General features: G+C 54.0%; 20 protein-coding genes, 2 tRNA genes and 1 riboswitch. Of the genes, 13 read left to right on the top strand and 9 right to left on the bottom strand.

What is annotated here, in order from left to right; all coding sequences use genetic code 11:
• Positions 1–131 precede the first annotated feature (131 nt).
• Together WCT94_RS06555 and gstA are read right to left on the bottom strand one after the other, a co-directional pair.
• Positions 132–467, bottom strand: a complete 336-nt coding sequence (locus WCT94_RS06555) for a DoxX family protein (RefSeq protein WP_336868657.1) — start codon at positions 465–467, stop codon at positions 132–134.
• A 256-nt stretch (positions 468–723) separates the two neighbouring features.
• Complete coding sequence (gene gstA, locus WCT94_RS06550; RefSeq protein WP_336868656.1) at positions 724–1,329, bottom strand: glutathione transferase GstA; 606 nt, start codon at positions 1,327–1,329, stop codon at positions 724–726.
• A gap of 169 nt (positions 1,330–1,498) precedes the next feature.
• Between gstA and WCT94_RS06545 the strand changes: the two genes are divergently transcribed.
• A complete protein-coding gene (locus WCT94_RS06545) occupies positions 1,499–2,440 on the top strand; it encodes a LysR family transcriptional regulator (protein WP_336868654.1) in 942 nt (313 codons plus the stop codon).
• A gap of 205 nt (positions 2,441–2,645) precedes the next feature.
• Here the strand turns inward: WCT94_RS06545 and WCT94_RS06540 are convergent.
• Positions 2,646–2,722, bottom strand: a tRNA-Val gene (locus WCT94_RS06540).
• A 244-nt stretch (positions 2,723–2,966) separates the two neighbouring features.
• Complete coding sequence (locus WCT94_RS06535) at positions 2,967–4,262, bottom strand: cation:dicarboxylate symporter family transporter (RefSeq protein WP_336868653.1); 1,296 nt, start codon at positions 4,260–4,262, stop codon at positions 2,967–2,969.
• Positions 4,263–4,869: 607 nt separating this feature from the next.
• On the opposite strand from WCT94_RS06535, the gene WCT94_RS06530 reads away from it, so the two are divergent.
• Positions 4,870–5,661, top strand: coding sequence for an HAD-IIB family hydrolase (locus tag WCT94_RS06530; protein ID WP_336868652.1), 792 nt, complete (start codon positions 4,870–4,872; stop codon positions 5,659–5,661).
• Between the two features lie 47 nt (positions 5,662–5,708).
• On the opposite strand, the gene WCT94_RS06525 is transcribed toward WCT94_RS06530, so the two are convergent.
• A complete protein-coding gene (locus WCT94_RS06525) occupies positions 5,709–6,482 on the bottom strand; it encodes a DeoR/GlpR family DNA-binding transcription regulator (protein ID WP_336868650.1) in 774 nt (257 codons plus the stop codon).
• Positions 6,483–6,694: 212 nt separating this feature from the next.
• On the opposite strand from WCT94_RS06525, the gene WCT94_RS06520 reads away from it, so the two are divergent.
• Both WCT94_RS06520 and katG read left to right on the top strand, forming a co-directional pair.
• Positions 6,695–7,825 carry a metallophosphoesterase gene (locus WCT94_RS06520; protein ID WP_336868858.1) on the top strand — a complete coding sequence of 377 codons (1,131 nt, stop codon included), beginning with the start codon at positions 6,695–6,697 and terminating at the stop codon, positions 7,823–7,825.
• A 319-nt stretch (positions 7,826–8,144) separates the two neighbouring features.
• Positions 8,145–10,319 (top strand): catalase/peroxidase HPI, encoded by a 2,175-nt coding sequence (gene katG, locus WCT94_RS06515; RefSeq protein WP_336868649.1) that lies wholly within the window; start codon positions 8,145–8,147, stop codon positions 10,317–10,319.
• A 51-nt stretch (positions 10,320–10,370) separates the two neighbouring features.
• Here katG and WCT94_RS06510 read toward each other — a convergent pair whose 3' ends face one another.
• The gene (locus WCT94_RS06510; RefSeq protein WP_336868647.1) at positions 10,371–10,655 is read right to left on the bottom strand and encodes a DUF3861 domain-containing protein; all 285 of its coding nucleotides are present in this window, start codon (positions 10,653–10,655) and stop codon (positions 10,371–10,373) included.
• 81 nt (positions 10,656–10,736) lie between these two features.
• On the opposite strand from WCT94_RS06510, the gene WCT94_RS06505 reads away from it, so the two are divergent.
• The 8 genes from WCT94_RS06505 to uca all read left to right on the top strand — a co-directional run bounded on the left by WCT94_RS06505 (position 10,737) and on the right by uca (position 19,439).
• Positions 10,737–11,150, top strand: a complete 414-nt coding sequence (locus WCT94_RS06505; protein WP_336868645.1) for a MarR family winged helix-turn-helix transcriptional regulator — start codon at positions 10,737–10,739, stop codon at positions 11,148–11,150.
• 189 nt (positions 11,151–11,339) lie between these two features.
• Positions 11,340–11,441: riboswitch (guanidine-I (ykkC/yxkD leader) on the top strand.
• A gap of 59 nt (positions 11,442–11,500) precedes the next feature.
• Positions 11,501–12,559: a putative urea ABC transporter substrate-binding protein gene (locus WCT94_RS06500; protein WP_336868643.1), complete on the top strand. Its 1,059-nt coding sequence runs from the start codon at positions 11,501–11,503 to the stop codon at positions 12,557–12,559.
• A 23-nt stretch (positions 12,560–12,582) separates the two neighbouring features.
• Positions 12,583–13,398, top strand: a complete 816-nt coding sequence (locus WCT94_RS06495) for an ABC transporter permease (protein WP_336868641.1) — start codon at positions 12,583–12,585, stop codon at positions 13,396–13,398.
• Positions 13,395–14,186, top strand: coding sequence for an ABC transporter ATP-binding protein (locus tag WCT94_RS06490; protein WP_336868640.1), 792 nt, complete (start codon positions 13,395–13,397; stop codon positions 14,184–14,186). The genes WCT94_RS06495 and WCT94_RS06490 overlap by 4 nt, the downstream gene beginning before the upstream one ends.
• Positions 14,187–14,199: 13 nt before the next feature.
• Positions 14,200–14,946, top strand: a complete 747-nt coding sequence (locus tag WCT94_RS06485) for an urea amidolyase associated protein UAAP1 (RefSeq protein WP_336868639.1) — start codon at positions 14,200–14,202, stop codon at positions 14,944–14,946.
• Between the two features lie 11 nt (positions 14,947–14,957).
• Positions 14,958–15,593 carry an urea amidolyase associated protein UAAP2 gene (locus WCT94_RS06480; RefSeq protein ID WP_336868638.1) on the top strand — a complete coding sequence of 212 codons (636 nt, stop codon included), beginning with the start codon at positions 14,958–14,960 and terminating at the stop codon, positions 15,591–15,593.
• On the top strand, positions 15,584–15,724 hold the full coding sequence (locus tag WCT94_RS06475; RefSeq protein WP_336868636.1) for a hypothetical protein: 141 nt from the start codon (positions 15,584–15,586) through the stop codon (positions 15,722–15,724). The genes WCT94_RS06480 and WCT94_RS06475 overlap by 10 nt, the downstream gene beginning before the upstream one ends.
• Before the next feature lie 109 nt (positions 15,725–15,833).
• Positions 15,834–19,439 carry an urea carboxylase gene (uca, locus tag WCT94_RS06470; protein WP_336868635.1) on the top strand — a complete coding sequence of 1,202 codons (3,606 nt, stop codon included), beginning with the start codon at positions 15,834–15,836 and terminating at the stop codon, positions 19,437–19,439.
• A 199-nt stretch (positions 19,440–19,638) separates the two neighbouring features.
• Here the strand turns inward: uca and WCT94_RS06465 are convergent.
• Together WCT94_RS06465 and WCT94_RS06460 are read right to left on the bottom strand one after the other, a co-directional pair.
• Positions 19,639–19,715, bottom strand: a tRNA-Val gene (locus tag WCT94_RS06465).
• Between the two features lie 184 nt (positions 19,716–19,899).
• Positions 19,900–21,273, bottom strand: coding sequence for an MATE family efflux transporter (locus WCT94_RS06460; RefSeq protein WP_336868633.1), 1,374 nt, complete (start codon positions 21,271–21,273; stop codon positions 19,900–19,902).
• A gap of 248 nt (positions 21,274–21,521) precedes the next feature.
• Here WCT94_RS06460 and WCT94_RS06455 point away from each other — a divergent pair, with 248 nt between their 5' ends.
• Positions 21,522–22,157 carry a riboflavin synthase subunit alpha gene (locus WCT94_RS06455; protein ID WP_193407583.1) on the top strand — a complete coding sequence of 212 codons (636 nt, stop codon included), beginning with the start codon at positions 21,522–21,524 and terminating at the stop codon, positions 22,155–22,157.
• Positions 22,158–22,217: 60 nt separating this feature from the next.
• Here WCT94_RS06455 and cfa read toward each other — a convergent pair whose 3' ends face one another.
• The gene (gene cfa, locus WCT94_RS06450; protein ID WP_336868631.1) at positions 22,218–23,369 is read right to left on the bottom strand and encodes a cyclopropane fatty acyl phospholipid synthase; all 1,152 of its coding nucleotides are present in this window, start codon (positions 23,367–23,369) and stop codon (positions 22,218–22,220) included.
• Positions 23,370–23,449: the final 80 nt, after the last annotated feature.

Genomic DNA, 23,449 nt, shown 5'->3' with positions numbered 1-23,449 from the left:
AAAGCCTGTCCCAGTCTGAAATGACGCCCAACGCCACGCTCCAAGGCAGGAACTTGTCGACGGACGTGTACCATTCTGGTGTCGGGCTATTCGTGTTCTCTTTTTAGCATGACAATTTTCTTGAGAAGAGGTCAGTATATGGCCCAGGCCGTGCAAGCGAGCAGTGCCAAGATCACGGCAGGTGCTCCAACACGTGTAATCTCTCGATGCCATAGCACTGTTGCAAGCGCTGCCACCATAACTACGACACCCAAAGCCAAACCTGCCCAACGCGTGGACGAAAAACCAATAAACGCGGCGGCAAGCAGTTCGAGCACCCCAGTGATGCGGTGAAACCAAGCCGGGTAACCCCAGCGGGCGTAATCATCGTGGATGGATGGCGGGCATCGGAAATTGACGATGGCACCAACCAGAAAGAAAGCGGTCAATCCCCATACTAAGACGTTGGCAATACTTACTACACTCATGAACGAATCTCCTGTCAGACGATACAGGGAAGCGCTGGGGAGAGTGGAATATTGCCCCAGGCCATCCCTGGAACAATATTCCCAAAGAGGCCGAGGCTTTATGTAGAATCTGACCGAGCGGAGCGGCCAGACGCAGGAGACACCACCCTGCTACTCTATTTTCGACGCCGCACTTATATCATGCGAAATCCCTGATAGCTAGATGCTTGTGAAGCGTTTTCCTGATACGGTTTCTAAAGGGGGAAGTCCCTGATCCTTACAGAAGGCCTTCTGTGCGCAGTGCGCGCTCTACCGCTGGTCGCTTGGTGACACGCGTCATGAACGCTTGTAACGGATCAAGACCAGAGAGATCCAGATTAACCCAGGCAGCCCAGCGGGTGACAGCGTACAGGTAGGCATCTGCAATGGTAAAAGTGTTACCTGTCAGATATTCTTGAGCACTCAGGTTTTCGGAAATCCACTTGAATTTCTTGAGCAATGATTCAGCAAAAATGTTCTTGCTACTGACGTCTACCTCAGGATGGAACAATGGGATGAATGATTTGTGGATCTCGGATGAGATGTAGCTTTGCCATTCCAGGACGCGATAGCGTGCAAGCGATCCATCAACAGGTAACAGACTGGAGTCAGGGGCCAAATTGGCCAGATATTGGCAAATCACCGGCCCTTCGGAAAGCGTTTCACCATTTTCCATTTCAAGCAAAGGCACATAACCTTTGGGATTGATGAGGAAAAAATCTGCGCCATTGACCAGTTTATGACTGTGGGTATCCACCTGAACCAGATCAAGATGAAGGCCAATTTCCTGAGAAATGATATGTGGAGCGAGTGAGCAAGCTCCGGGTGAATAGTAGAGTTTCATATTAAATGAATCCTATTTATTGGTTTTTTGAAAGTGCAATGGAAAAACCTTGCGAAGGGCTTTCAAGATTTAAAAATTACCGAATCCAGTTTGCCTAAGAATTATCTGCTCATGAGGATTCAATTTGTACTATTCACCGTGAATTTCACTTTTTACATTATGGGTGGTAATGAACAGATCGCTTGATGACATCAGCATTGGCACTATCGGCGTTTTTTGCCTGGTCGCTGAAAGGAATGGCTTTACTCAAGCTGCCAAGATAGCAGGTTTGACCCCAGCAGCAGTGAGTCGTGCGATGAGCCGCCTTGAGGAAAAACTTGGTGCTTCGCTATTTGTACGCTCTACTCGCCATGTGCGTCTCACTGAGAGTGGGCAAAGGTATTACCAACAGTGCAGGATCGCAATGGACAGCCTGGCGTCGGGGGAACTTGCTCTTCATGGCGAGCTGGAATCATTGAAAGGACGAATCTCGTTGAGTATGCCAACGTCGTACGGGCATTATCGAATCATTCCTCTCATCGCTGAGTTCCAGGAGAAAAATCCAGATGTTGAAATAGTGGCTCACATAGAGAACGATAATGCTGATCTCATCGCTAGAGATTTTGATTTTGTGATAAGAAGTGGGGAAGCGCCCGACTCTGGATTAATCGCGCGGCCGTTGGAAAGGCCGGAGTTAGTTGTCGTCGCAACGCCAAGATATCTCCAGAAATTTGGGATGCCGCAGTCATTGGATGATTTGGAAAAACATCAATGTCTATCATTCTCTCTACCCAGAACGGGACGTATTGTGCCCTGGAGATTTCGTCTGGAAGGCAAGGATGTAGAGATGTCCCTGTCTGGTCGTACTCATTGTCATGGCGATGTTCTTGGTCCGGTATCTCTGGCCCGGCAAGGCGCAGGAATAACCCAAACGTATTTCTATGTTGTGGAACGTGACTTGCAGGAAGGGAGCCTGAAGGTTGTTTTAAAAGACTATGGTGGCAGGCGTGGGTTGATGTCAGTGATGTACCCAGCTCATCGTCACATGCCAGTTCGAGTGCGAAAATTCATTGATTTTCTGATAGAAAAATTATTGCTTAATAAGCCTTTTATAAAAAAAGAATCAAATTAATGAAATGATATTTCTCTTATGGGAAAACTCAATGAGTTCGATTGGTGAGAGGAACGTTACTTGACAGTGAAAATCGTGAAATTAAGCCAATTGTGTTCAAATGAACCCAAATATTTACTTGAGCATTATTGGATTTGAATAATTCTTCGCTATTTTTTACTGCAGGAGACGAATAGATATAAAAACATATCTATATAGCATGAATTGGTACGACCGAGTGGACTCGAACCACCGACCCCCACCATGTCAAGGTGGTGCTCTAACCAACTGAGCTACGGTCGTACAGTAGATAACATTTTAATCAGTAACATTTTGATTAGAATGCTTTTCTTCATTCCAGCGTTTGGAATGGGCGCTATTATGGACGGCTCCGACGCTGGTGGCAAGCGCTTTGTTTATCATCTTCTTCCAAGTGTCGAATGTTTAGCCGGATTTGCGTCCTGAGGTTAACTATTCAGCCAGAATCCCTGTGAGTCGTCCTGGCTGATACCTGTGATGCTCCATTCTTGCCGCGTTTGGCTTGCTATTAGCGAGCGGGGCGGGTCTCCTGAGTGAGGCGTGTATTGTCCAGTGCATTGTCAGGCTGAGGTGAATATTCACCGCACCATTTTGCAACAACGATAGTGGCCACGCTGTTTCCGATCGTGTTGCACAACGCAATCGCCATAGACATAAAGCGATAGACACCGAAAATTAACGCCAGTCCTTCTATCGGCAGATTACCCACCGTTGCCACCGTTGCCGCGAACACCACGAAGCTGCCACCAGAGACGGCTGCGGCGCCTTTTGATGTCACTAGCATGATGAGCAAGATGCCCATTTGCTGTTGCCAGCTCAGGTCGACGCCATAGGCATTGGCGATAAACAGCGTACACATCGACATGTAAATACTCGTGCCGTCGAGGTTAAATGCGTAGCCTGTCGGGAGAATCAGCCCCACACTTTGGCGTGAACAACCAAAACGTTCCAGTTTCTGTAACAGCCGAGGTAAGGCACTTTCGGACGAGGCCGTACCCAGCACGATGACGATCTCATCGCGGATGTATTTAAGAAAGCGAGTCAGGCTGAACCCGGCAAATCGGCAGATAGCGCCCAGGATAACAATGATGAAAAAGGCGACGGCGGCATAAAACATCAATACCAGATTCAGTAACGAAAGCAGCACGCTACTGCCGTTACTTCCTACGGCGTACGCTACGGAACCGAAAGCACCAATCGGGGCTAATTTCATGATTAAATTGATGAACTCGAAGAAGCACTCTGAGATACGGTTCATGCCATTTTCAATCACGCTGCGTTTTTCGTGAGGGAGCGCAAGTAAAGCGAAACCGAAAATCAGTGAGACCACCAGTACCTGTAAGAGCTGCCCGCCAGCAAAGGCGCCGATGAAGTTATCAGGGAAAATACCGTAGATAAAATCCATGGTGGTGGTAGGCATGTGGCCTTTTGCTATCGCAGAGTCAACGGCGGCATTAGCTGTCTGACTGATACTCCCGGCATGAATGCCTGAACCGATATCAATGATGTTTGCCCAGCCGAGACCGAGTGCGAGTGCGAAGGTAGACACCAGCTCAAAATAGATCAGCGCACGCACGCCGATTTTTCCTACTTTCTTGATATCCCCAGCGGAGGCGATGCCGTGTACCACCGTAAAAAAGATGAGCGGTGCGACGGCGGTTTTGATGAGTTTTAGAAAGATGTCACCGAGGATTTTAAACTTTGCGGCCAATTCCGGCGCGGCAAAACCGAGGGCAATGCCCAGAGCCATCGCGGCCAGAACCTGAAATGTCAGACCTTTCCAGATAGGTGTTTTTGTCGACATAGTGTTGATCTCTTGTAGGTTGAACAGTACGGATAAAGGCTGAACCAGCAAAACTCGCCATCATGCAGTGAATGTCCCTAACGACATGAACTAACAAGATTTTTTTATTTTTAGCGATACAACCCGCGTGATGAGTCATGTGTCGTAGCCGCTGCCATATTCATATGTACGGACATTTTAACTTGTACGTACATATGAATATGGCGTTACAGTAATATTGTCAACGGTGGGATTTAATGAAATGTGAATAACATGATCTCGGTTGGATATTTAACTGTTGCGAAGATCGTTAGCGGTTCTGCCACGGTTTTATTCCTTTTGTGCTCATTATTGATTGATTTTGCTTCTTGTTGCTTGTTGTCAATAAGTGCTATGCTAATCCTCGCGTAATATCTCAATGAATCTGGCGTAACGTGATCCTCATCGTGCGCTACGTGCTCTTTTGGGTGTGTTTTACTTTTTATCGAGCTAGATCGAGCATTGGCGTTGCATCACCGCGTCAATCGCCTAACACACCGCACAAAATCGATATTTTCTTGGTTCAGGCAGGCTGTTACAGCCTGACTCACGGCTATCTGTATACGTACAATCTGAAAGGGGGAGTGGAATGATCAAGTTGGTAATTACCGATCTGGACGGCACGTTTCTTCACAGCGATGGCGATTACAACAGGACCCTGTTTGCTGAGGTTTATGCGTTAATGAAAAACAAGGGCGTGCAGTTTGCTGCCTGCACGGGTAAGCAGTGCGAGCGGGTCGAAGCGCTTTTTGGTGATGCTGCAAAAGACATCTGGATTCTGGGAGATAGCGCGACGCGCATCAAATATCAGGGAGAGTACGTTTACCAATCGCTTATCAAAAATCGTCTGGCCTTGAGCCTGATTGGCGTGCTGGAAAGTGTAGACGATCGGCACGTGGTCATCGGTTGTACCCCACATGGCGCAATGGTCAAGGAAACGATCGACTCGGCTTTACTGGAAAAGGTAAAGAAGTCGTACACCAACGTAACGCTGATCCCCAGTTTTGCCGCCGTGACCGATGATTTTGTGAAAATCACGGTTTATGACCCGGAAGGGCACTGTCATGAGACGGCGAAGTATCTCGATGCCTTTCACGACCATGTCTATATTGTGGTCTCTGAAGCGGCCTGGATCGATATTGCTAATGTCGGCGTGCACAAAGGGCACACCGTAGACATCCTGCAGGACAAATTGGCGGTGACGGCAGAGGAAACGATGGTGTTCGGCGACGGCTATAATGATATTGAGTTAATGGGTCGCGGGGCTTACAGCTTTGCGATGCGCAATGCGTTTGAGGAAACCAAAGCCGCGGCGAACTTTGTTGCCCGTAGCAATGACGACGATGGGGTACTCAATACGATAAAGCTGCTACTTTCATGAATCGAGCCGCATGAAACGGGTCGGCAGCCGTTGAGGCTACCGTCGTGCTATCTGGCAATAATCAGGTCCAGGTTTTTTTCGCTTAATGCGTCCTGACAGGCAGGGGCGATTTCATCATCGGTCACCAGTGCGGTAATATCCTCACACCCAGCGACGCGATAGCGAGCCAAAGTGGAGATCTTATTGGCGGTCAGCGCGACGATCACTTCGCTGCTGCGGGTGACCAGGCACTTTTTGAACTCTGCATCGTCATATTCAAAAACGGTCAGGCCTTCATTGGCGTCAAAGGCACAGCCTCCCAACAGGCATTGATCGAAATACATCTTCTCTAGCTGCCTGAGCGTATCGATACCAATCGCGCCGCCGACCTCTCTCTGGATCCTTCCGCCAAGAAAGATCACTTCTACATCCTGATGTTGCATCAGTTCTGTCGCGATAATGGGCGAATTGCACACGGCGGTAAACTTCAGTCCCTGCGGGAGCTGCTTCGCCACGGCCAGATTGGTGGTACCGGTGTCAAAGAAGACGCAGCCATTAGGTTTTATCAGCGGGATAACGGCCTGAGCGATGCGGTCTTTCTGAACAGCATCAATACTCGCTCGGCTGGCAAAATCGATGGCCTCTGGCGGCATGATGACCGCACCGCCGTAGACGCGTTTGCAGGCACCGGATTGCGCCAGCTCCTTCAGATCGCGCCGTATGGTGTGCTCGGATACGTTCAATTCGCGTGAGAGTTGGGCGCAGACGACTTTGCCTTCCTCGCTGAGGATCTGCCGGATTTTGGCTTGCCGTTGTTCGGGAAAGTCGGTGTAATCGAACATAAATGTCCTTTGTTAATCAAAATCATGCACCAGCAGCCGCAGATGGCTGGCTTCACTGTTGTCAATGCCGTGTACCCAGGGAATCGCGCCATGTTAATCCGCCACTTCTGGCAACACAACCTCTCTGCCGCGTTGCTCTGCAATGTGTGAGTCATAGTGTAAAATTTACGCGTTACTATACCAATATCACCGATAAAGAGAGAAAAATAGCCGTGTTTCATGTCATTACCGGGCTCATCGCCCTCTATGTTATCTGGCGTCTTGTTTGGCGACTGCGTGTTGGTGTGCCTGTAAAGCGCACGCTGGCGGTGCTAGTGCTGCTGGCTTCACAGCATCATCTGATTACGCGCACCTTTTTTGGCACGATGGCGTCGCCGGAAGTGCCCGCATTTGTCCTGATGTTTCTGGGATGGGCGTTTGGTGCGCTGCTGATAGCCGCATTTCTGCTGTTGGCGATCGATCTGCTCGGCGTTGTGGGGCGTTTTTTATCCCGGCCGGCGGGGAATGTTTTGCTGAACAATATGGCGCTGCGTGGCGGCATTGCCGTCGTCGCGCTGGGGTTAGCGGCTATCGGCGTGTGGGAGGCAGTGCGTGTTCCTGAAGTACGTACGGTAGAAGTTGAACTGAAACAGCTACCGCCCGAATTGGATGGTTTCCGGCTGGTGCAGCTAACCGATTTACATGCCAGCCGTCTGTTACAGCGTCCGTGGATGGCGACGGTGGTAGCTAAAACCAATGCGCTTAAGCCCGATCTGACGGTGATTACGGGCGATCTGGCCGATGGCACCGTTAGCGCCCGCTATGAGGATATGGAGCCGCTGCGTAACCTGAGCGCGCCACATGGCGTGTTTGCCATCGTGGGCAACCATGAATATTACGTGGAATATACGCAATGGGTGCAGCGGTTGAGTGCGCTGGGTTTACGCCTGTTGCTTAATGAACATGTGTCGATTGGTCGTGATAATGCCACGTTTGTACTGGCGGGCATTACCGATCGCACCGCCGCTGATTTTCAACAGCCGCTGCCAGATACGGGCGCTGCGCTCAACGGAATATCGCCGGATAGCGCCGTTGTTCTGCTCAGCCATCGGCCAACGGGAGCGAAAGAAAATGCGCGTGCTGGAGCGGATTTACAGCTCTCCGGCCATACGCACGGCGGCCAGATATTGGGTATGCACTGGGTGACACAACTGGCGAATGAAGGCTATGTGTCCGGCAGCTATGACGTGGATGGCATGCATCTGTACGTGAGCAATGGCGCGGGCCTGTGGAACGGCTTTCCGATCCGCTTAGGGAAACGCGCCGAAATTACCCAGTTCATACTCCGTTCCTCTTCGCTGTAGGTTGTTTGTTGGGTGCTAACAGAATCTGCGGCTTCCCCAAAGAGGCCGCAATGATAATCAGGCGCATTATCGCTAGCGGTTCTGGCGGCGAGATTATTGATGCAGATAGGAAAAATGTGCGATTAAGCCGCTTTTCATCAGCTTAAACTATCGCAGAAGTTAGCATATACAATTATAAATTATAGGGAGACTCTGGCACTGTCTTGCATCAAGAAGAGGGAATAGGTGAAGGCTCCGTTGCCACATGGCAAGGCTATCGGAGGACGACTCTGCCTTCTTGCGCAGCGATTAAGGCAATGCAACATACTGGGAGATAATGATGGACGAGAATAAAACGAAACCAGCCGGCAAGTGTCCGGTTATGCACGGCGGAAATACTGCTACTGGCTCATCAAACACGGACTGGTGGCCAAATGCCCTCAATCTCGACATTCTTCATCAGCATGACACCAAGACCAACCCGTTAGGCAGCGATTTCAGCTACCGCGACGCCCTCAAAACCCTCGATGTCGATGCCCTCAAGAAAGACCTGCATGCACTGATGACCGACAGCCAGGAGTGGTGGCCGGCGGACTGGGGTCACTATGGCGGGCTGATGATTCGTATGGCCTGGCACTCGGCGGGGACGTACCGCACAGCAGACGGTCGCGGCGGCGGTGGAACCGGTAACCAGCGTTTTGCACCGCTCAACTCCTGGCCAGATAACGTCAGCCTTGATAAAGCGCGCCGTTTACTGTGGCCAATCAAGAAAAAATACGGCAATAAACTCAGTTGGGCGGACCTGATTATTCTGGCGGGTAATATCGCGTACGAATCTATGGGGCTGAAAACATTCGGCTTCGCCTTTGGACGTGAAGATATCTGGCATCCAGAAAAAGACATCTACTGGGGTTCCGAAAAAGAGTGGCTGGCGAAGAGCACCGGGCGCTACGGCAGCGACGATCGTACCACGCTGGAAAACCCGCTTGCTGCCGTACAGATGGGGTTGATTTACGTTAACCCGGAAGGCGTCGACGGCAATCCCGATCCGCTGCGTACCGCACAGGATATGCGCGTGACGTTTTCCCGCATGGCGATGAATGATGAAGAAACCGTTGCTCTGACAGCGGGTGGACACACGGTAGGTAAAACCCACGGTAATGGCGATGCCAGCCTGCTGGGGGCGGCACCGGAAGGGGCAGATGTTGGAGAACAGGGCCTCGGCTGGCATAACCCGACAGGATCGGGCAAAGGGCGTTATACCGTCACCAGCGGGTTGGAAGGTGCCTGGACAACGCATCCGACGCAGTGGGATAACGGCTTCTTCCATATGCTGCTGAATCACGAATGGGAACTGAAAAAGAGCCCGGCGGGCGCGTGGCAGTGGGAACCTGTCAGCATTAAAGAAGAAGACAAACCGGTGGATGTTGAAGACCCGTCTATCCGTTACAACCCGATGATGACCGATGCCGACATGGCGCTGAAAGTTGACCCGGAATATCGCAAGATTTCCGAGCGCTTCTATCAGGATCAGGCTTATTTCTCCGAAGTGTTTGCCCGCGCGTGGTTCAAACTGACGCACCGCGATATGGGGCCGAAAACGCGCTACCTTGGCCCGGATGTACCGCAGGAAGATTTACTGTGGCAGGATCCGGTTCCGGCAGGCCGTACCGACTATGATGTCGATGTTGTCAAAGCACGCATTGCGGAAAGTAGCCTCTCCATTAGCGAACTGGTGGCCACCGCGTGGGATAGCGCCCGTACGTTCCGTGGCTCCGATATGCGCGGCGGTGCCAACGGTGCGCGTATTCGTCTCGCCCCGCAGAAAGAGTGGGTCGGGAACGAACCAGAGCGTCTGGCGCGTGTGTTAGTCGTGTTGGAAAATATTGCCGCGGCAACCGGGGCCAGCGTGGCCGATACCATTGTGCTGGCAGGTAATGTCGGGATTGAGAAAGCGGCGAAAGCGGCAGGCGTGAATATTACCGTGCCGTTTGCACCGGGACGCGGCGACACCACCGATGCCCTGACCGATGCAGAGTCTTTCGATGTCCTCGAACCAATCCACGATGGCTATCGCAACTGGTTGAAGAAAGATTATGCTGTGAGCCCGGAAGAGCTGATGCTCGATCGTACCCAACTGATGGGGTTAACGGCGAAAGAGATGACGGTGCTGGTTGGTGGGCTGCGTGTGTTGGGAACCAACTACGGCGGCACGAAGCACGGCGTATTTACCCATTGTGAAGGGGCGCTGACGAATGATTTCTTCGCCAACCTGACCGACATGAAATACACCTGGAAGCCATACCGTAAAGACCTGTATGAAATTCGCGATCGTAAAACGGGTGAAGTTAAATGGACGGCGACGCGTCTGGATCTGGTCTTTGGTTCCAACTCCATTCTGCGTTCCTACGCTGAGGTTTACGCACAGGATGACAATAAAGAGAAGTTTGTGAATGACTTTGTTGCTGCTTGGGTGAAAGTGATGAACGCGGATCGCTTCGATCTGGCAGAGTAAGGCGCAACGCTCTCCGTGCTGGCGCTTATAGAGCACGGGGAGCATCATTTTTTACTGCGGCCCCTTTGCGGATCCCTGCTTCTTGAGATTCAGCATAAATTCTTTGAACGGGGTGGCGAATTCCTTAAACAACGGATGCTTTCTATTTTGCATCATCACTTCACTAAATAGCTTCAGCCCCACCAGAAAAGCCTGCGTCTGTTCCGGCGTCATGTCCAGCTTGCCATCGACTTTCTCCAGTATTTTGAACAGGTCATCGTGAATCGAGCATTCAAACGACAGCGTGCGCTGCGGTTCTGCTTTTTCTTCCACCGTAATCTGATAGACGTTTCCCATCGTAGCCTCGGTAAATTGAACTCATGATAGATAGTTGATAAAATCAACTATATGATCATTGGTTGACTGAGTCAATAAAACATGATGAAAGCTCTTTTTGCCTTACTGGAAAGCTATAAGGCACAGATGCAGGAACAGATGAAAGCGCACGACATTAGTCTGGATGTGGTGCACATCCGGCTATGTAAGATCATCGCGCTGGAAGGGCGCATTACGCCCCAGTCGCTGGCGAAAACGGTGGGGCGGGATAAGGCGCAGATCACCCGTATGGTCGCGGAGTTGGTCAAACGCGATTATGTCCGCAAGATCGATAACCCGGATGACGGCCGCAGCGTGTGGCTCAGTCTGTCCGATAAGGGCGTCGCGTTTACGCAGGTTTTTCTGCATCAGGAAAAACAGATTGAGGCGCAGATGCTTCAGACGCTCTCCCGTGATGAACAAGCCACGTTCAGCGCGCTGCTGGAAAAAATAGCGGCGAACCGTTCTGCACGCTAAGCCTCGCATCCGTTAACCTGCACTGCCGTGAAGCGCACTCGCTGTGCTACTGCACCGAGATGGCGCGAGAGCGGCATGCTTCTCCCTATCATTCTCCCTATAAACTACCGCCGTACCGGCATTTTTGGTGCTGGCACGCATCTTGCAATTCTCTATTCGGGACAGCACCACATAGGGCGCTGAACAACCTGAATAGCTGGCTAGGGTTCCGATCCATGCAATATGGATGTCTGGTCCGAGAGCTGGCGACCTCCAGTTGAGGTTACACGGCGGGACAAAAGCCCGGGAGACAGCAACACCCATGGTGTCGCGCTGTTCCCGCTTTTTTCCTACTCAACCGGAGGTCTGGCATGAACCTATCTCGTTTACTGGGCGTTTGCGTCCTCAGTCTCTCAGCGCTGCTGAGCTTCCCTTCTCAGGCGGCGCCTAAAACGCAATTTAACGTGTGCTGGACGATCTATGCCGGATGGATGCCGTGGGGGTTCATCGGCACGCAGGGCATTATCGATAAATGGGCCGACAAGTACGGCATCAAGATTAAGGTCACACAGCTTAACGACTACGTCGAGTCGATCAACCAATACACCGCCGGACAGTTTGACGGCTGCACGATGACCAACATGGATGCGCTGACTATTCCGGCCGCGGGCGGTGTGGATACCACGGCGCTGCTGCTCGGCAGTTTCTCTGCTGGCAACGATGGCATTGTGCTCAAAGGCAAAGGGAAAACACTGAGCGATTTGCGTGGGATGAAGGTCAACCTGCCTGAACTCTCCGTCTCGCATTATCTGCTGGTGCGCGGTCTGGAAACCGCCGGATTACGGGAACGGGACGTCACGGTCGTCAACACGTCGGATGCCGACATTGTCGCCGCTTTTGCCACCCGCAGCGTGCAGGCGGCTGTCGCCTGGAACCCACAGCTTTCCGCGATTAAAAGCCAGCCGGACACCACGGAAGTCTTTCAGTCCGGTCAGATCCCCGGTGAGCTGATCGACATGATGGTCGTGAACACGCAGACGCTACAGGACAATCCGGCGTTGGGCAAAGCGCTGGCTGGGGCCTGGTTTGAAATGATGGCGCTAATGAAAGCGGGCGACAAACCGGCGCTGGAATCAATGGCTGCGGCTTCCGGTACGGATTTAGCCGGCTATCAGGCCCAGTTAAAAACCACCCATCTGTTTTATTCCGCGCAGGACAATCTGGCGTTTCTGACCAGTTCGGATCTTCCTAACACCATGAAGCGCGTGGCGGATTTCTCCTTTGATAAAGGGCTGCTCGGTGCAGGCGCACAGAGTGCGGATTTTATCGGCATGACGTTCCCCGGGCTGGTCACACAGGGTGACAGCGCCAATGTGAAACTGCGCTTTGACGATACTTTCGTGCGTCTGGCCGCAGAGCACAAACTCTGATCCCACAGACTGGAGAGACTACCGTGCGCTTGATCAATCGCTCCCCCAGTCGGGGCGGACGGCTGTTGCTGGTTCTGCTGCCGTTTGTCGCGCTGCTGGTGCTGTACCTCATCGGGTCGGCGCTGCGGCTGGAAGCTAACCCGAATGACAAACTCCTGCCGAGTCTCGGGCAAATGGCCGAGGCGATGCAGCGCATGGCATTGACCGAGGACAAACGCAGTGGTGATTACCTGTTCTGGTTGGATACGCAGGCCAGTCTGGTGCGTCTTGCGCTGGGGCTGGGGATCGCCAGCCTGTTGAGCCTGCTGTTCGGGGTTGCGGCAGGAGCCTTTCCGCTGTTCCGCGCGTCGCTCTCGCCGCTGATGACCGTGCTGTCGATGATCCCGCCGCTGGCGATTTTGCCCATCCTGTTCATCGTCTTCGGGCTGGATGAGCTCTCGAAAGTGATGCTGATCGTCATTGGCGTTACGCCGATGCTGGCGCGGGATCTCGAACAGCGTGCCCGCAACATACCACAGGAAACGTTGATTAAAGCTCAGACATTGGGGGCGAACAGCTGGGTTGTGGTACTGCGCGTCATTCTGCCGCAACTGCTGTCGCGACTGCTGATTTCACTGCGGCTGCTGCTGGGCGCGGCGTGGCTATTTCTGATTTCTGCCGAAGCGATTTCAGCAACGGCCGGGCTGGGCTACCGCATCTTTCTGGTTCGCCGCTATTTGGCGATGGATGTGATTCTGCCGTATGTCGTGTGGATCACACTGCTGGCATGGCTCATGGATATGGCGCTGCGCTGGCTGCATCGCCGCTGGTTCCCGTGGTCAGAGGAAAGCAAAGCATGAGTTTTATCGAAATCGATAACATCTGGCAGGAATACGGCGACCACGTCGTGCTGGAACGGCTCAACCTGAACGTTGAGGAAGGGGAATTCTGCACGATGGTTGGCGCATCCGGCTGCGGTAAATCCACCTTTCTGCGTCTGCTGCTGGGGCAGGAAACGCCCAGCCGTGGCGAAGTGCGGCTCGAAGGGAAGCGGCTGCCCGCTGAACCGGATGCCAGCCGCGGCGTGGTGTTTCAACGCTATTCGGTTTTCCCACATTTAACCGTGCTGGAAAACGTGGTGATTGGGCTGGAGATTCCGCATTCCCCCTGGTTCGGCAGGCTGTTTGGGGCGCGCAAGCAGGCGGCGCGAAATGACGCTGCGCGGATGCTGGCGCGCGTCGGGCTTGGGCATGCGATGCACAAATACCCCAACCAGCTTTCCGGCGGCATGCAGCAACGGCTTGCCATTGCTCAGGCGTTTATTGTCCAGCCGCGCATCCTGCTGCTCGATGAACCGTTTGGGGCACTGGATCCCGGTATTCGCGGCGATATGCATACGCTGCTGCTGGAGCTGTGGCGGGAAACCCGCTTAACGGTCTTTATGGTCACCCACGATTTGCCGGAAGGTTTCCACCTCGGTACGCGTTTGCTGGTATTCGACAAAGTGCGTGTCGATCCGCATGCGCCGGAAGCCTATGGCGCACGCATTACCTATGACATCCCGCTAAATCAGGAGCGTCTCGCCACGCGACAGCGTGCGCTTACGCTGGTGCCTCCTGTCGTCAGTGCGGCGATATCCCCTCTTTAAGGAGCTTTCGGTTATGACAGCGATACAGACATCGACAAACACGTCGACAGATCGAACGACGTTTGATGAAGAAATAGTGCCGGGCGGAGGACATACCTCTTTCATCCTCAAGCGTGGACAGATTCTGCGTATCGAAGATGTGGAAGGCGGCGGCAATGTTGGCTTGTTGTTGTTCAACGCGCACCAGACCAGTGAACGTTTGAACCTGCCGGATACCCTGAAAGGGCAACATACCGCCAGGCTGACGGTCGGGCACTGCCTCTATTCCGATATGGGACGCGTGCTGGCAGCAATCATTGCCGACACGTGCGGTTGGCACGACAGCTTTGGCGGCGTGCTCAATGCGCAGGAAGTGCAGGAGAAATACGGGCAGGGGCGCTATCAGGAACGGCGCAACGGCTTTTTTCGTAACGGCATGGATAACCTGCTGGTCGAGATGGGGAAATGGAACCTCAATCTGCAAGATCTGCTGATGACGATCAACCTGTTCAGCAAAGTCACCGTGGATGGACAGGGGCAATTTCATTTTCACGCCAATCATTCTCAGGCGGGGGACTACATCGAGCTGTATGCGCCGATGGATACGCTGGTGGTGCTGACCGCCTTGCAACACCCGATGGATCCTAACCCAGCGTATGCACCGCGCCCGATTGCGCTCACCTGGAGCCGAGCGGAAGGCGAGGATGTTGCCGCGTACTGCCGTGCGTTCCGTGAGGAAAATGCGCGTGCGTTTCACAATACCGAACGCTTTTGCCTGTAAGGAGGCCGGACATGACGTTAATTGCCAGCAATAAAACGGCCGAGGACGCGGTATTCCGCCATGTGATCCCTGCCGGAGAACCCTATCTGTTTGAGGTCAAGCAGGGGCAGACGCTGCGGCTGCTGGATCTGGAAGGCAATCAGGCGGTGGATACGCTGTTCTATCGCGTCGATGATCCGCGTGAACGCTACGACCCGCAACGCACGCTGCGTCGCCAGAATAGCGTCTACCTGACGACGGGCAGCGTACTGTATTCCAACCTTGGCAACCCGCTGCTGACCATTGTCGCCGACACCTGCGGTCGCCATGACACGCTGGGTGGTGCCTGTGCGCAGGAGAGCAACACCGTGCGCTATGCGCTCGACCGACGCTACATGCATAGCTGTCGCGACAATTTTCTCTGCGCCTGTCTGCACGATGGCCGCCTGAATAAAAAGGACATTGGCGCGAACATCAATTTCTTTATGAACGTGCCGGTGACGGCAGAAGGCGGGCTGACCTTCGAGGACGGCATTTCTGCACCGGGGAAATACGTGGAGCTGCGCGCCGAAACGGACGTCATCGTGCTGATTTCCAACTGTCCGCAGTTGAATAATCCGTGCAACGGTTGGAACCCGACGCCAGCGGAGGTGCTGGTATGGAACTGACGCCGGATCGCGGCGGTGAAAAACGTACGCGCTGGCAGCGGGTGAAAATGTGGCTGGTGAGCGCGCTGGAGGCAAGGGCAAACCGGTATTTTCTGCCGTCGACGAGCCGTTCTCCGTCTGACGAAACCTGATGATTTCGGGGGTAGCATGCCGCTACATCCTTTGACCGTTACCGTGATGGACGACCATCATGCGGATCGCATTCTGGCGGGACGACCTGCCCTTGCATGAGTCTAGCGTATGTTCGACAAACTTCTGATTGCCAACCGTGGCGCGATTGCGTGCCGTATTCTGCGTTCGCTGCGCGAGATGAACGTCCGTGGCGTCGCGGTCTATTCCGATGCCGATATCAGTAGCCTGCATATTCAGGACGCCGATGAAGCCATGAGCCTGGGCGAGGGCGCGGCGGCGCACACCTATCTGGATGTAGACAAAATTCTCTCTGCGGCTCGGCGTAGCGGCGCGCAGGCCATTCACCCCGGCTATGGTTTTCTGTCCGAGAATGCCGCGTTTGCCGAAGCCTGCGAAGCGGCGCAGATCGCCTTTGTCGGGCCGACACCGCAGCAGCTACGGGTATTTGGTTTAAAGCACACGGCGCGCGCGCTGGCAAAACAGCACAACGTACCGCTGCTGGAAGGCACCGAGCTGCTGGAAAATATTGATGCGGCACTCGGTGCGGCGGCGGCAATCGGCTACCCGGTCATGCTTAAAAGCACGGCAGGTGGTGGCGGGATCGGAATGCGCGTCTGTTATAGCGCGACAGAGTTGTCCGACGCGTTTGAAACGGTAAAACGTCTTGGGCAGAACAATTTCAGCGATGCAGGCGTATTCATCGAAAAGTATATCGAGCGCGCCCGGCATCTGGAGGTACAGATTTTTGGCGATGGGCAGGGCGGCGTGCTGGCGTTGGGCGTTCGGGACTGCTCGGTACAGCGTCGTAACCAGAAAGTGATTGAAGAAACGCCCGCGCCCAACCTGCCGGACGGGGTCGCCGATGCGCTGTGTGCGGCGGCGATCAGTTTGGCGCAGGCGGTGAATTACCGCAGTGCCGGAACGGTGGAATTCGTTTATGACAGCGCGACGGACCGTTTTTACTTTCTGGAAGTGAATACGCGTCTGCAAGTGGAACACGGTGTCACGGAACAGGTCTGGGGCGTGGATCTGGTGCGTTGGATGATCGAACTGGCTGCGGGGGATTTACCACCGCTGCACGAGCTGTCTGCCGGATTGAAGCCGCAGGGGCATGCGATACAGGCGCGTCTGTACGCGGAAGATCCGGGCAAGCAGTTCCAGCCGTCGCCGGGGTTACTGACGGAAGTTGCGTTTCCTGCCGCAGAAGGACAGAGCCTGCGTATCGATACCTGGGTGACGGCCGGGTGCGAGATCCCGCCATTTTTCGACCCGATGCTGGCTAAGATTATCGCCTATGAACCTACCCGCGAGCAGGCGATGGCTGGGCTGGATCGGGCGCTGGCGGACACGCGACTCTACGGCGTGGAACACAACCGTGACTATCTGCGTCAGATTTTGGCGGCAGAGCCGTTTGCCAGCGGCCAGCCGTGGACGCGCTGTCTGGATGCGCTGGTCTATCAGGCGACAACCTGCGAAGTGGTGATCGCCGGAACGCAGACCACCATACAGGATTATCCCGGACGCCTCGGGTACTGGGCGGTCGGCGTGCCGCCATCGGGGCCGATGGACGATCGCGCACTGCGTTTAGGCAACCGTCTGGTAGGGAATCCGGCGGGCACGGCTGCGCTGGAGATCACGATGAATGGGCCGACGTTGCGTTTTAATACGGATGCGGTGGCGGCGGTCACCGGTGCGGCTATCGCTATCGAATTAGACGGCAAACCTGTCCTGATGGATAGCGTATTTGCGATCCCGGCGGGTGCCACGCTGCGGTTAGGTGCGATGAATGCGCAGGGAGTACGCAGCTATCTTTGCCTGCGCGGTGGTCTCGACGTGCCGGATTATCTCGGCAGTAAAAGCACCTTCACACTGGGGCAATTTGGTGGTCACGCGGGCAGAGCGCTGCGGGTGGGCGATGTATTGCACCTCACGCCGTTGGCTGATCGACGTATCGGCGACAGCCTGCCGGATGCGTTGCGTACTGCGTTGTCTACGGTACGCGAACTGCGTGTGATTTACGGCCCGCATGCGGCACCGGACTATTTCACGCCTGCCTATATGGAAACGTTCCTTACCACCGAGTGGGAAGTCCATTTTAACTCCAGCCGCACGGGCGTTCGCCTGATTGGGCCAAAACCGGAGTGGGTGCGCGACAGCGGCGGAGAGGCAGGGTTGCACCCGTCGAATATTCACGATAACCCGTATGCTATTGGCGCGGTGGATTTCACCGGCGATATGCCGGTGATTCTGGGGCCGGATGGCCCGAGTCTGGGAGGCTTCGTTTGCCCGGTGACGGTGATTGAGGCCGATCTGTGGGCGCTGGGGCAGCTCAACGCCGGTGACCGCGTACGCTTTATTCCTGTCGATCTCCCCACGGCGCGCGCGCTGGCGCTGGCACGTCAGGCGGAGGTGGATCAGCTTGCCCCGATCGCAGTCGACTGGTCGCCTGCCGCACTGATTTCCCCGGTGGTGTTGGATACCGGTGACGCGGATAAACGCTTGGTTGCACGGCTGTCCGGTGATACCCATTTACTGCTGGAAGTGGGGGCGGCGGAACTGGATGTCGCGCTGCGTTTCCGCGTCCATGCGCTGATGCTGGCGCTGGAACAACTGACGCTCGATGGCATCGTTGACGTGACGCCGGGTATCCGCTCGTTGCAGGTACATTATCGCCCTGAGGCGCTTTCGCTGTCGCACCTGCTGGACGTGCTGTCCACGCTATGGCAGGACGTTTGCACCCAACAGAACCTGACCGTGCCGTCGCGGGTGGTTTATCTGCCGCTATCCTGGGACGATCCCGCTTGCCAACTGGCGATCCAAAAATACATGACCACGGTACGCAGCGATGCGCCCTGGTGCCCGAGCAATCTTGAATTTATCCGGCGTATTAACGAGCTGGATAATCTCGATGAGGTTTACCGCACGGTTTTTGACGCCAGTTATCTGGTGATGGGGCTGGGTGATGTTTATCTCGGTGCACCGGTGGCAACGCCGCTGGATCCGCGCCATCGGTTAGTCACCACCAAATATAATCCGGCGCGCACCTGGACGGCGGAAAACTCGGTGGGTATCGGCGGCGCGTACTTGTGCGTTTACGGTATGGAAGGGCCAGGAGGCTACCAGTTTGTCGGACGTACGCTGCAAATGTGGGATCGCTACCGCGGTGTTGACGCGTTTGACGGTAAACCGTGGCTGCTACGCTTCTTTGACCAAATTCGCTTCTATCCGGTGTCGGCCGACGAATTGTTATCTATCCGACGGGATTTCCCGCTCGGGCGTTATCCGCTGCGGATTGAGCAAAGCGAATTGGCGTTAAGCGCCTATCAGGATTTTCTGTCACGGGAAGCGGAGGGCATCGAGGCATTCCGCGTGCGTCAGCGGGCAGCGTTTGAGGCGGAGCGCGAGCGCTGGCGTATTGCCGGTCAATCGGTGACGGATAGCGTCGACGTGGTGATTGAGGAGACGGACGACGCGCCGATCCTGCCGGGACAGGTCGGCGTAGAAAGCCCGATTTCCGGTAATCTCTGGCAGGTGACGACGGAAATCGGCAAGACGGTAGCCGAGGGAGAAACGCTGATGATTCTTGAATCCATGAAAATGGAAATCCCGATTGTGTCGCCACAGCGTGGCACGGTGCGGGATATTCGCTGTCAGCCCGGTGCATCCGTGCGCGCTGGGCAGTGCGTGGTGGTGATCGAACCGCTAACGGAATAACGGTGCCTGTCGTTTGATTCATCAATGAGCGGATTCGTTAATCACCCATGCTGAACACTCAGGTTGGAGGAATAAATAGCCTCTGACCTGTGAACAAGACGACAATGCTAATTGGGTGATAGTCGCTACGGAGAATATTGTAGTTTGAACCAAACACAAGAGAAGATAAAAAAGAAGAATACATGGAGAAGCGAGATAATGGTGCGTTCAATTGGACTCGAACCAACGACCCCCACCATGTCAAGGTGGTGCTCTAACCAACTGAGCTATGAACGCATTGAGATACCGGGCTGCCTGTCTGACAGCGAGGCGAATAGTAGCGAGCGAGGGGAAAGCTGGCAAGAGGAAAAATGCAATTTTGTGCTCTTGCCAGCGCGATTGCTGGGGTTGTATCCATTCCGTCGCTTTTTTCGACGATACCGCCTCACGCCACAGGGTATAACGCAGGGTAAAATGTTATCTAGCGAGCGGCCCGCGCTAAAATCTGTGCAGCAGGCTGACGCTGAAGAAAACGGATCCGCGTCACCATCATCACTGCCGCTGCTGTCAGGCCAATGATGAAGCCACACCAGAAACCCGCAGGCCCCATGCGTGGCACGATGATATCCGTCAACGCCAGCAGGTAGCCGCTCGGTAACCCCAGCACCCAGTACGCGGTGAACGTAATATAGAAAATTGACCGGGTATCTTTATAGCCGCGCAATACGCCACTGCCGATGGCCTGAACGGCATCGGAGATTTGATAAACGGCAGCCAACAGCATGAGCTGAGAAGCCATTGCCACCACCAGCGGATCCTGATTGTAGAGCAGGGCGATAGGCTCGCGCAGCAGCGTGGTGAAAATGGCTGTACAGCTGGCTAAGGCCACGCCGGCCATAATGCCGGTATGGGCGGCAATGCGGGCGTTCTCAACTGAACCTTCGCCTAAGCGATGCCCGACTCGAATGGTGGTGGCAACGCCAACCGAGAGCGGAAGGACGAACATCAGCGAACTGAAGTTCAGGGCAATCTGGTGACCAGCCACATCGACGACGCCTAGCGGTAATACCAACAGTGCCACCACGGCAAACAAGGTGACCTCGAAAAGCAGTGCCAGTGCGATAGGTAAACCAAGACCAAACAAACGCTTTAATACGGAAAAATCCGGGCGGAATGTAGGACGATGCCGGCGGATATCGCGTAGCCAGGAAGCGTGTCGGGTATAGAACATCATCAACAGCATCATGATCCAGTAAACTGACGCGGTCGCGACGCCGCAGCCTACGCCGCCCAGTTCGGGCATGCCAAATTTACCGTGGATAAAGATATAGTTGATCGGGATATTGATTAATAACCCGATGAATCCAATCATCATGCCGGGGTAGGTTTTGGACAACCCTTCGCACTGGCAGCGCAAAACCTGATAGAACAAATAGCCAGGTACGCCCCACAGCAGCGCATGCAGGTAGCCAATCGCCTTCGCGGCCAGTTCAGGTGAATCGTCGCTCATCAGATTGATAGCATATTCCCCCTGATACAGCGCCAGCATCGTAAATACAGAAATAATGGCGGCCAGGAAAAAGGATTGTCGCACCTGATGCGAGATGCGATCGCGTCGGCCGGAACCGTTGAGCTGTGCGACAACGGGCGTCAGCGCCAACAGCAGACCGTGACCAAAAAGAATGGCGGGTAGCCAGATAGAGGTCCCTACGGCGACAGCGGCCATATCGGTGGCGCTATAAGCGCCTGCCATGATGGTGTCAACGACACCCATCGACGTTTGAGACACTTGCGCAATAATGACAGGAACAGCAAGCGCCGATAATTTACGCGCTTCTGTCAGATACTGTTGCACGGATACCTTCCTTGAATGACTTAATTTTGCTAGCGGGATGAATAGTCTGGATATGAAAAACGTCAAGAATAAAACGAGAACGTTATTGTAACGACTTAATAAAAGTAAACCAGCTTGAAAGAGAATATATTCTTTTTGTTACGCTGCGGTTTCGATAATGTCTGACGCACCGTATTCCGGTTTGGTTTTCCGCGGAATATCGGGCACACTGCACAACGTCATTTCTTTGTTTTTAAGAGGCAAACCGCATGTTTACCGGTATTGTTCAGGGCACCGCGCCGGTGGTGTCGATTGAAGAAAAATCCAATTTCCGCACGCACGTTGTCCAACTCCCGCCTGACCTGCTGCCTGGACTTGTGCCCGGTGCCTCGGTGGCGCACAACGGCTGTTGCCTGACAGTAACTGCCATTGATGGCGATCGTGTCAGCTTCGATCTCATGAAAGAAACGCTGCGACTAACGAATCTGGGCGATATTCATGAAGGCGATGTTGTGAATATTGAACGTGCCGCGAAATTCGGTGACGAGATTGGTGGACACGTCATGTCGGGCCACATCATGTGTACGGCGGAAGTGGTGAAGATTCAGGTTTCAGAGAATAACCATCAGATTTGGTTCCGTCTGGCAGACGAAGCGCTGATGAAATACGTGCTGCATAAAGGCTTCGTCGGGATTGATGGCATCAGCCTGACGGTAGGGGAAGTGACCCGCGGACGTTTCTGCGTACATTTAATTCCCGAAACGCTGAACCGCACTACGCTAGGGCAGAAACGTCTGGGCAATCGCATCAATATTGAAATCGATCCGCAGACACAGGCCGTAGTGGATACGGTCGAGCGCGTGTTGGCGAGTAAGCAGGCGAGTGACCTGGGCAAAGAAGAGTAGTTTTCGCGTTGCCTGTACTTGTAAACCGGACGAATAGCCTCGTCCGGTTTTTCTTTTCTGTCAGCGTGAAACGCGTAATCCACCCTCGATCCCATTCAGGCTGAACACGACTTGCCAGAGCTGGAGCGTTCTTGCTCTGAAAGCGCCGGCACAAAGGTTGAGATAGTAGCTGAACATCCGGCGGAAACGGACAGGGTAGCGTGTAGAAAGCTGTGGCCAGCTTTGCTGAAAGCGCGTATGCCACGCCATTAATGTGCGATCGTAATCGGCCCCGAAATTGTGCCAGTCCTCCATCACCATGTAAGGCTCACTCGCCTTCGCAATGTGCTGTATGGAGGGGATGCAGCCGTTGGGGAAGATGTATTTATGAATCCAGGGATCGACATGCGGATCGGTCTTATTGGCCCCGATGGTATGTAGCAGAAACAGCCCGTTAGGCTTTAGGTTACGCCGTACGACGCGAAAATAGCGGTCATAGTTGCGCGGCCCGACGTGTTCAAACATGCCAACCGATACCACGCGGTCAAATTGCCGATCGAGATCGCGGTAATCCTGTCGTTCAATGGTGACGTTCAGATTCTGACAGCGCTGCTGTGCCAGCACTTGCTGCTCTTTGGAAATGGTGATGCCATAAACCGAAACGCCGTAGTGACGCGCCGCGAACTCGGCAAGCCCACCCCAGCCGCAGCCGATATCCAGCAGCGTCATCTCCGATGTGAGCTGGAGCTTTTCGCAGATCATGGCGAGTTTATCTTCCTGCGCCTGTTCCAGCGTTTGTGCCTGTTTCCAATAAGCGCAGGAATATTGCATATAAGGATCCAGCATCAGGGTAAAGAGGTCATTACCTAAGTCGTAATGGGCTTTACCGACAACCTGAGCACGCCTGCGGGATTGCAAATTCGTGACGCGGGAGAGGGCGACCCTCGTGAGATCGTGCAGGCGACGGGGTAATTTAGCCTCCAGCCCCGCCCGCAGGACGCGATGGGAAAACATATCCAGCCGTTCACACTCCCACCAGCTATCCATGTAACTTTCTCCCAGTCCCAGCGATCCCTCGCGCATAACGCGTTTAAAAAAATCGGGATGGGTCACGCGGATGTCAAAAGGGCGGGGGCCGTTGATGGTGATATCCGCTGCATCCAACATGTCTTGCACGATGTGGAACCAGGGCGCGATATCGTCATCCCATTCTTCTGTATAAGGTAAACCCATCATGTCTCCTTAACTTTATGTAAAAGTATCGTAAAACATACTGGACAGCACTTATCGCAGCCGACGTATCGACTATCACC

Source organism: Pectobacterium sp. 1950-15 (assembly GCF_037136835.1).
GTDB lineage: Bacteria > Pseudomonadota > Gammaproteobacteria > Enterobacterales > Enterobacteriaceae > Pectobacterium.
The sequence above is the reverse complement of the archived record's forward strand: the minus strand, read 5'-3'. Positions and strand labels throughout refer to the sequence as shown.

Bases quoted from the DNA above. Each gene is read 5' to 3' on its own strand.
- WCT94_RS06555 (WP_336868657.1), bottom strand. From the start codon at position 467: ATGAGTGTAGTAAGTATTGCCAACGTCTTAGTATGGGGATTGACCGCT.
- gstA (WP_336868656.1), bottom strand. From the start codon at position 1,329: ATGAAACTCTACTATTCACCCGGAGCTTGCTCACTCGCTCCACATATC.
- WCT94_RS06545 (WP_336868654.1), top strand. From the start codon at position 1,499: ATGAACAGATCGCTTGATGACATCAGCATTGGCACTATCGGCGTTTTT.
- WCT94_RS06535 (WP_336868653.1), bottom strand. From the start codon at position 4,262: ATGTCGACAAAAACACCTATCTGGAAAGGTCTGACATTTCAGGTTCTG.
- WCT94_RS06530 (WP_336868652.1), top strand. From the start codon at position 4,870: ATGATCAAGTTGGTAATTACCGATCTGGACGGCACGTTTCTTCACAGC.
- WCT94_RS06525 (WP_336868650.1), bottom strand. From the start codon at position 6,482: ATGTTCGATTACACCGACTTTCCCGAACAACGGCAAGCCAAAATCCGG.
- katG (WP_336868649.1), top strand. From the start codon at position 8,145: ATGGACGAGAATAAAACGAAACCAGCCGGCAAGTGTCCGGTTATGCAC.
- WCT94_RS06510 (WP_336868647.1), bottom strand. From the start codon at position 10,655: ATGGGAAACGTCTATCAGATTACGGTGGAAGAAAAAGCAGAACCGCAG.
- WCT94_RS06505 (WP_336868645.1), top strand. From the start codon at position 10,737: ATGATGAAAGCTCTTTTTGCCTTACTGGAAAGCTATAAGGCACAGATG.
- WCT94_RS06500 (WP_336868643.1), top strand. From the start codon at position 11,501: ATGAACCTATCTCGTTTACTGGGCGTTTGCGTCCTCAGTCTCTCAGCG.
- WCT94_RS06490 (WP_336868640.1), top strand. From the start codon at position 13,395: ATGAGTTTTATCGAAATCGATAACATCTGGCAGGAATACGGCGACCAC.
- WCT94_RS06485 (WP_336868639.1), top strand. From the start codon at position 14,200: ATGACAGCGATACAGACATCGACAAACACGTCGACAGATCGAACGACG.
- WCT94_RS06480 (WP_336868638.1), top strand. From the start codon at position 14,958: ATGACGTTAATTGCCAGCAATAAAACGGCCGAGGACGCGGTATTCCGC.
- WCT94_RS06475 (WP_336868636.1), top strand. From the start codon at position 15,584: ATGGAACTGACGCCGGATCGCGGCGGTGAAAAACGTACGCGCTGGCAG.
- uca (WP_336868635.1), top strand. From the start codon at position 15,834: ATGTTCGACAAACTTCTGATTGCCAACCGTGGCGCGATTGCGTGCCGT.
- WCT94_RS06455 (WP_193407583.1), top strand. From the start codon at position 21,522: ATGTTTACCGGTATTGTTCAGGGCACCGCGCCGGTGGTGTCGATTGAA.
- cfa (WP_336868631.1), bottom strand. From the start codon at position 23,369: ATGGGTTTACCTTATACAGAAGAATGGGATGACGATATCGCGCCCTGG.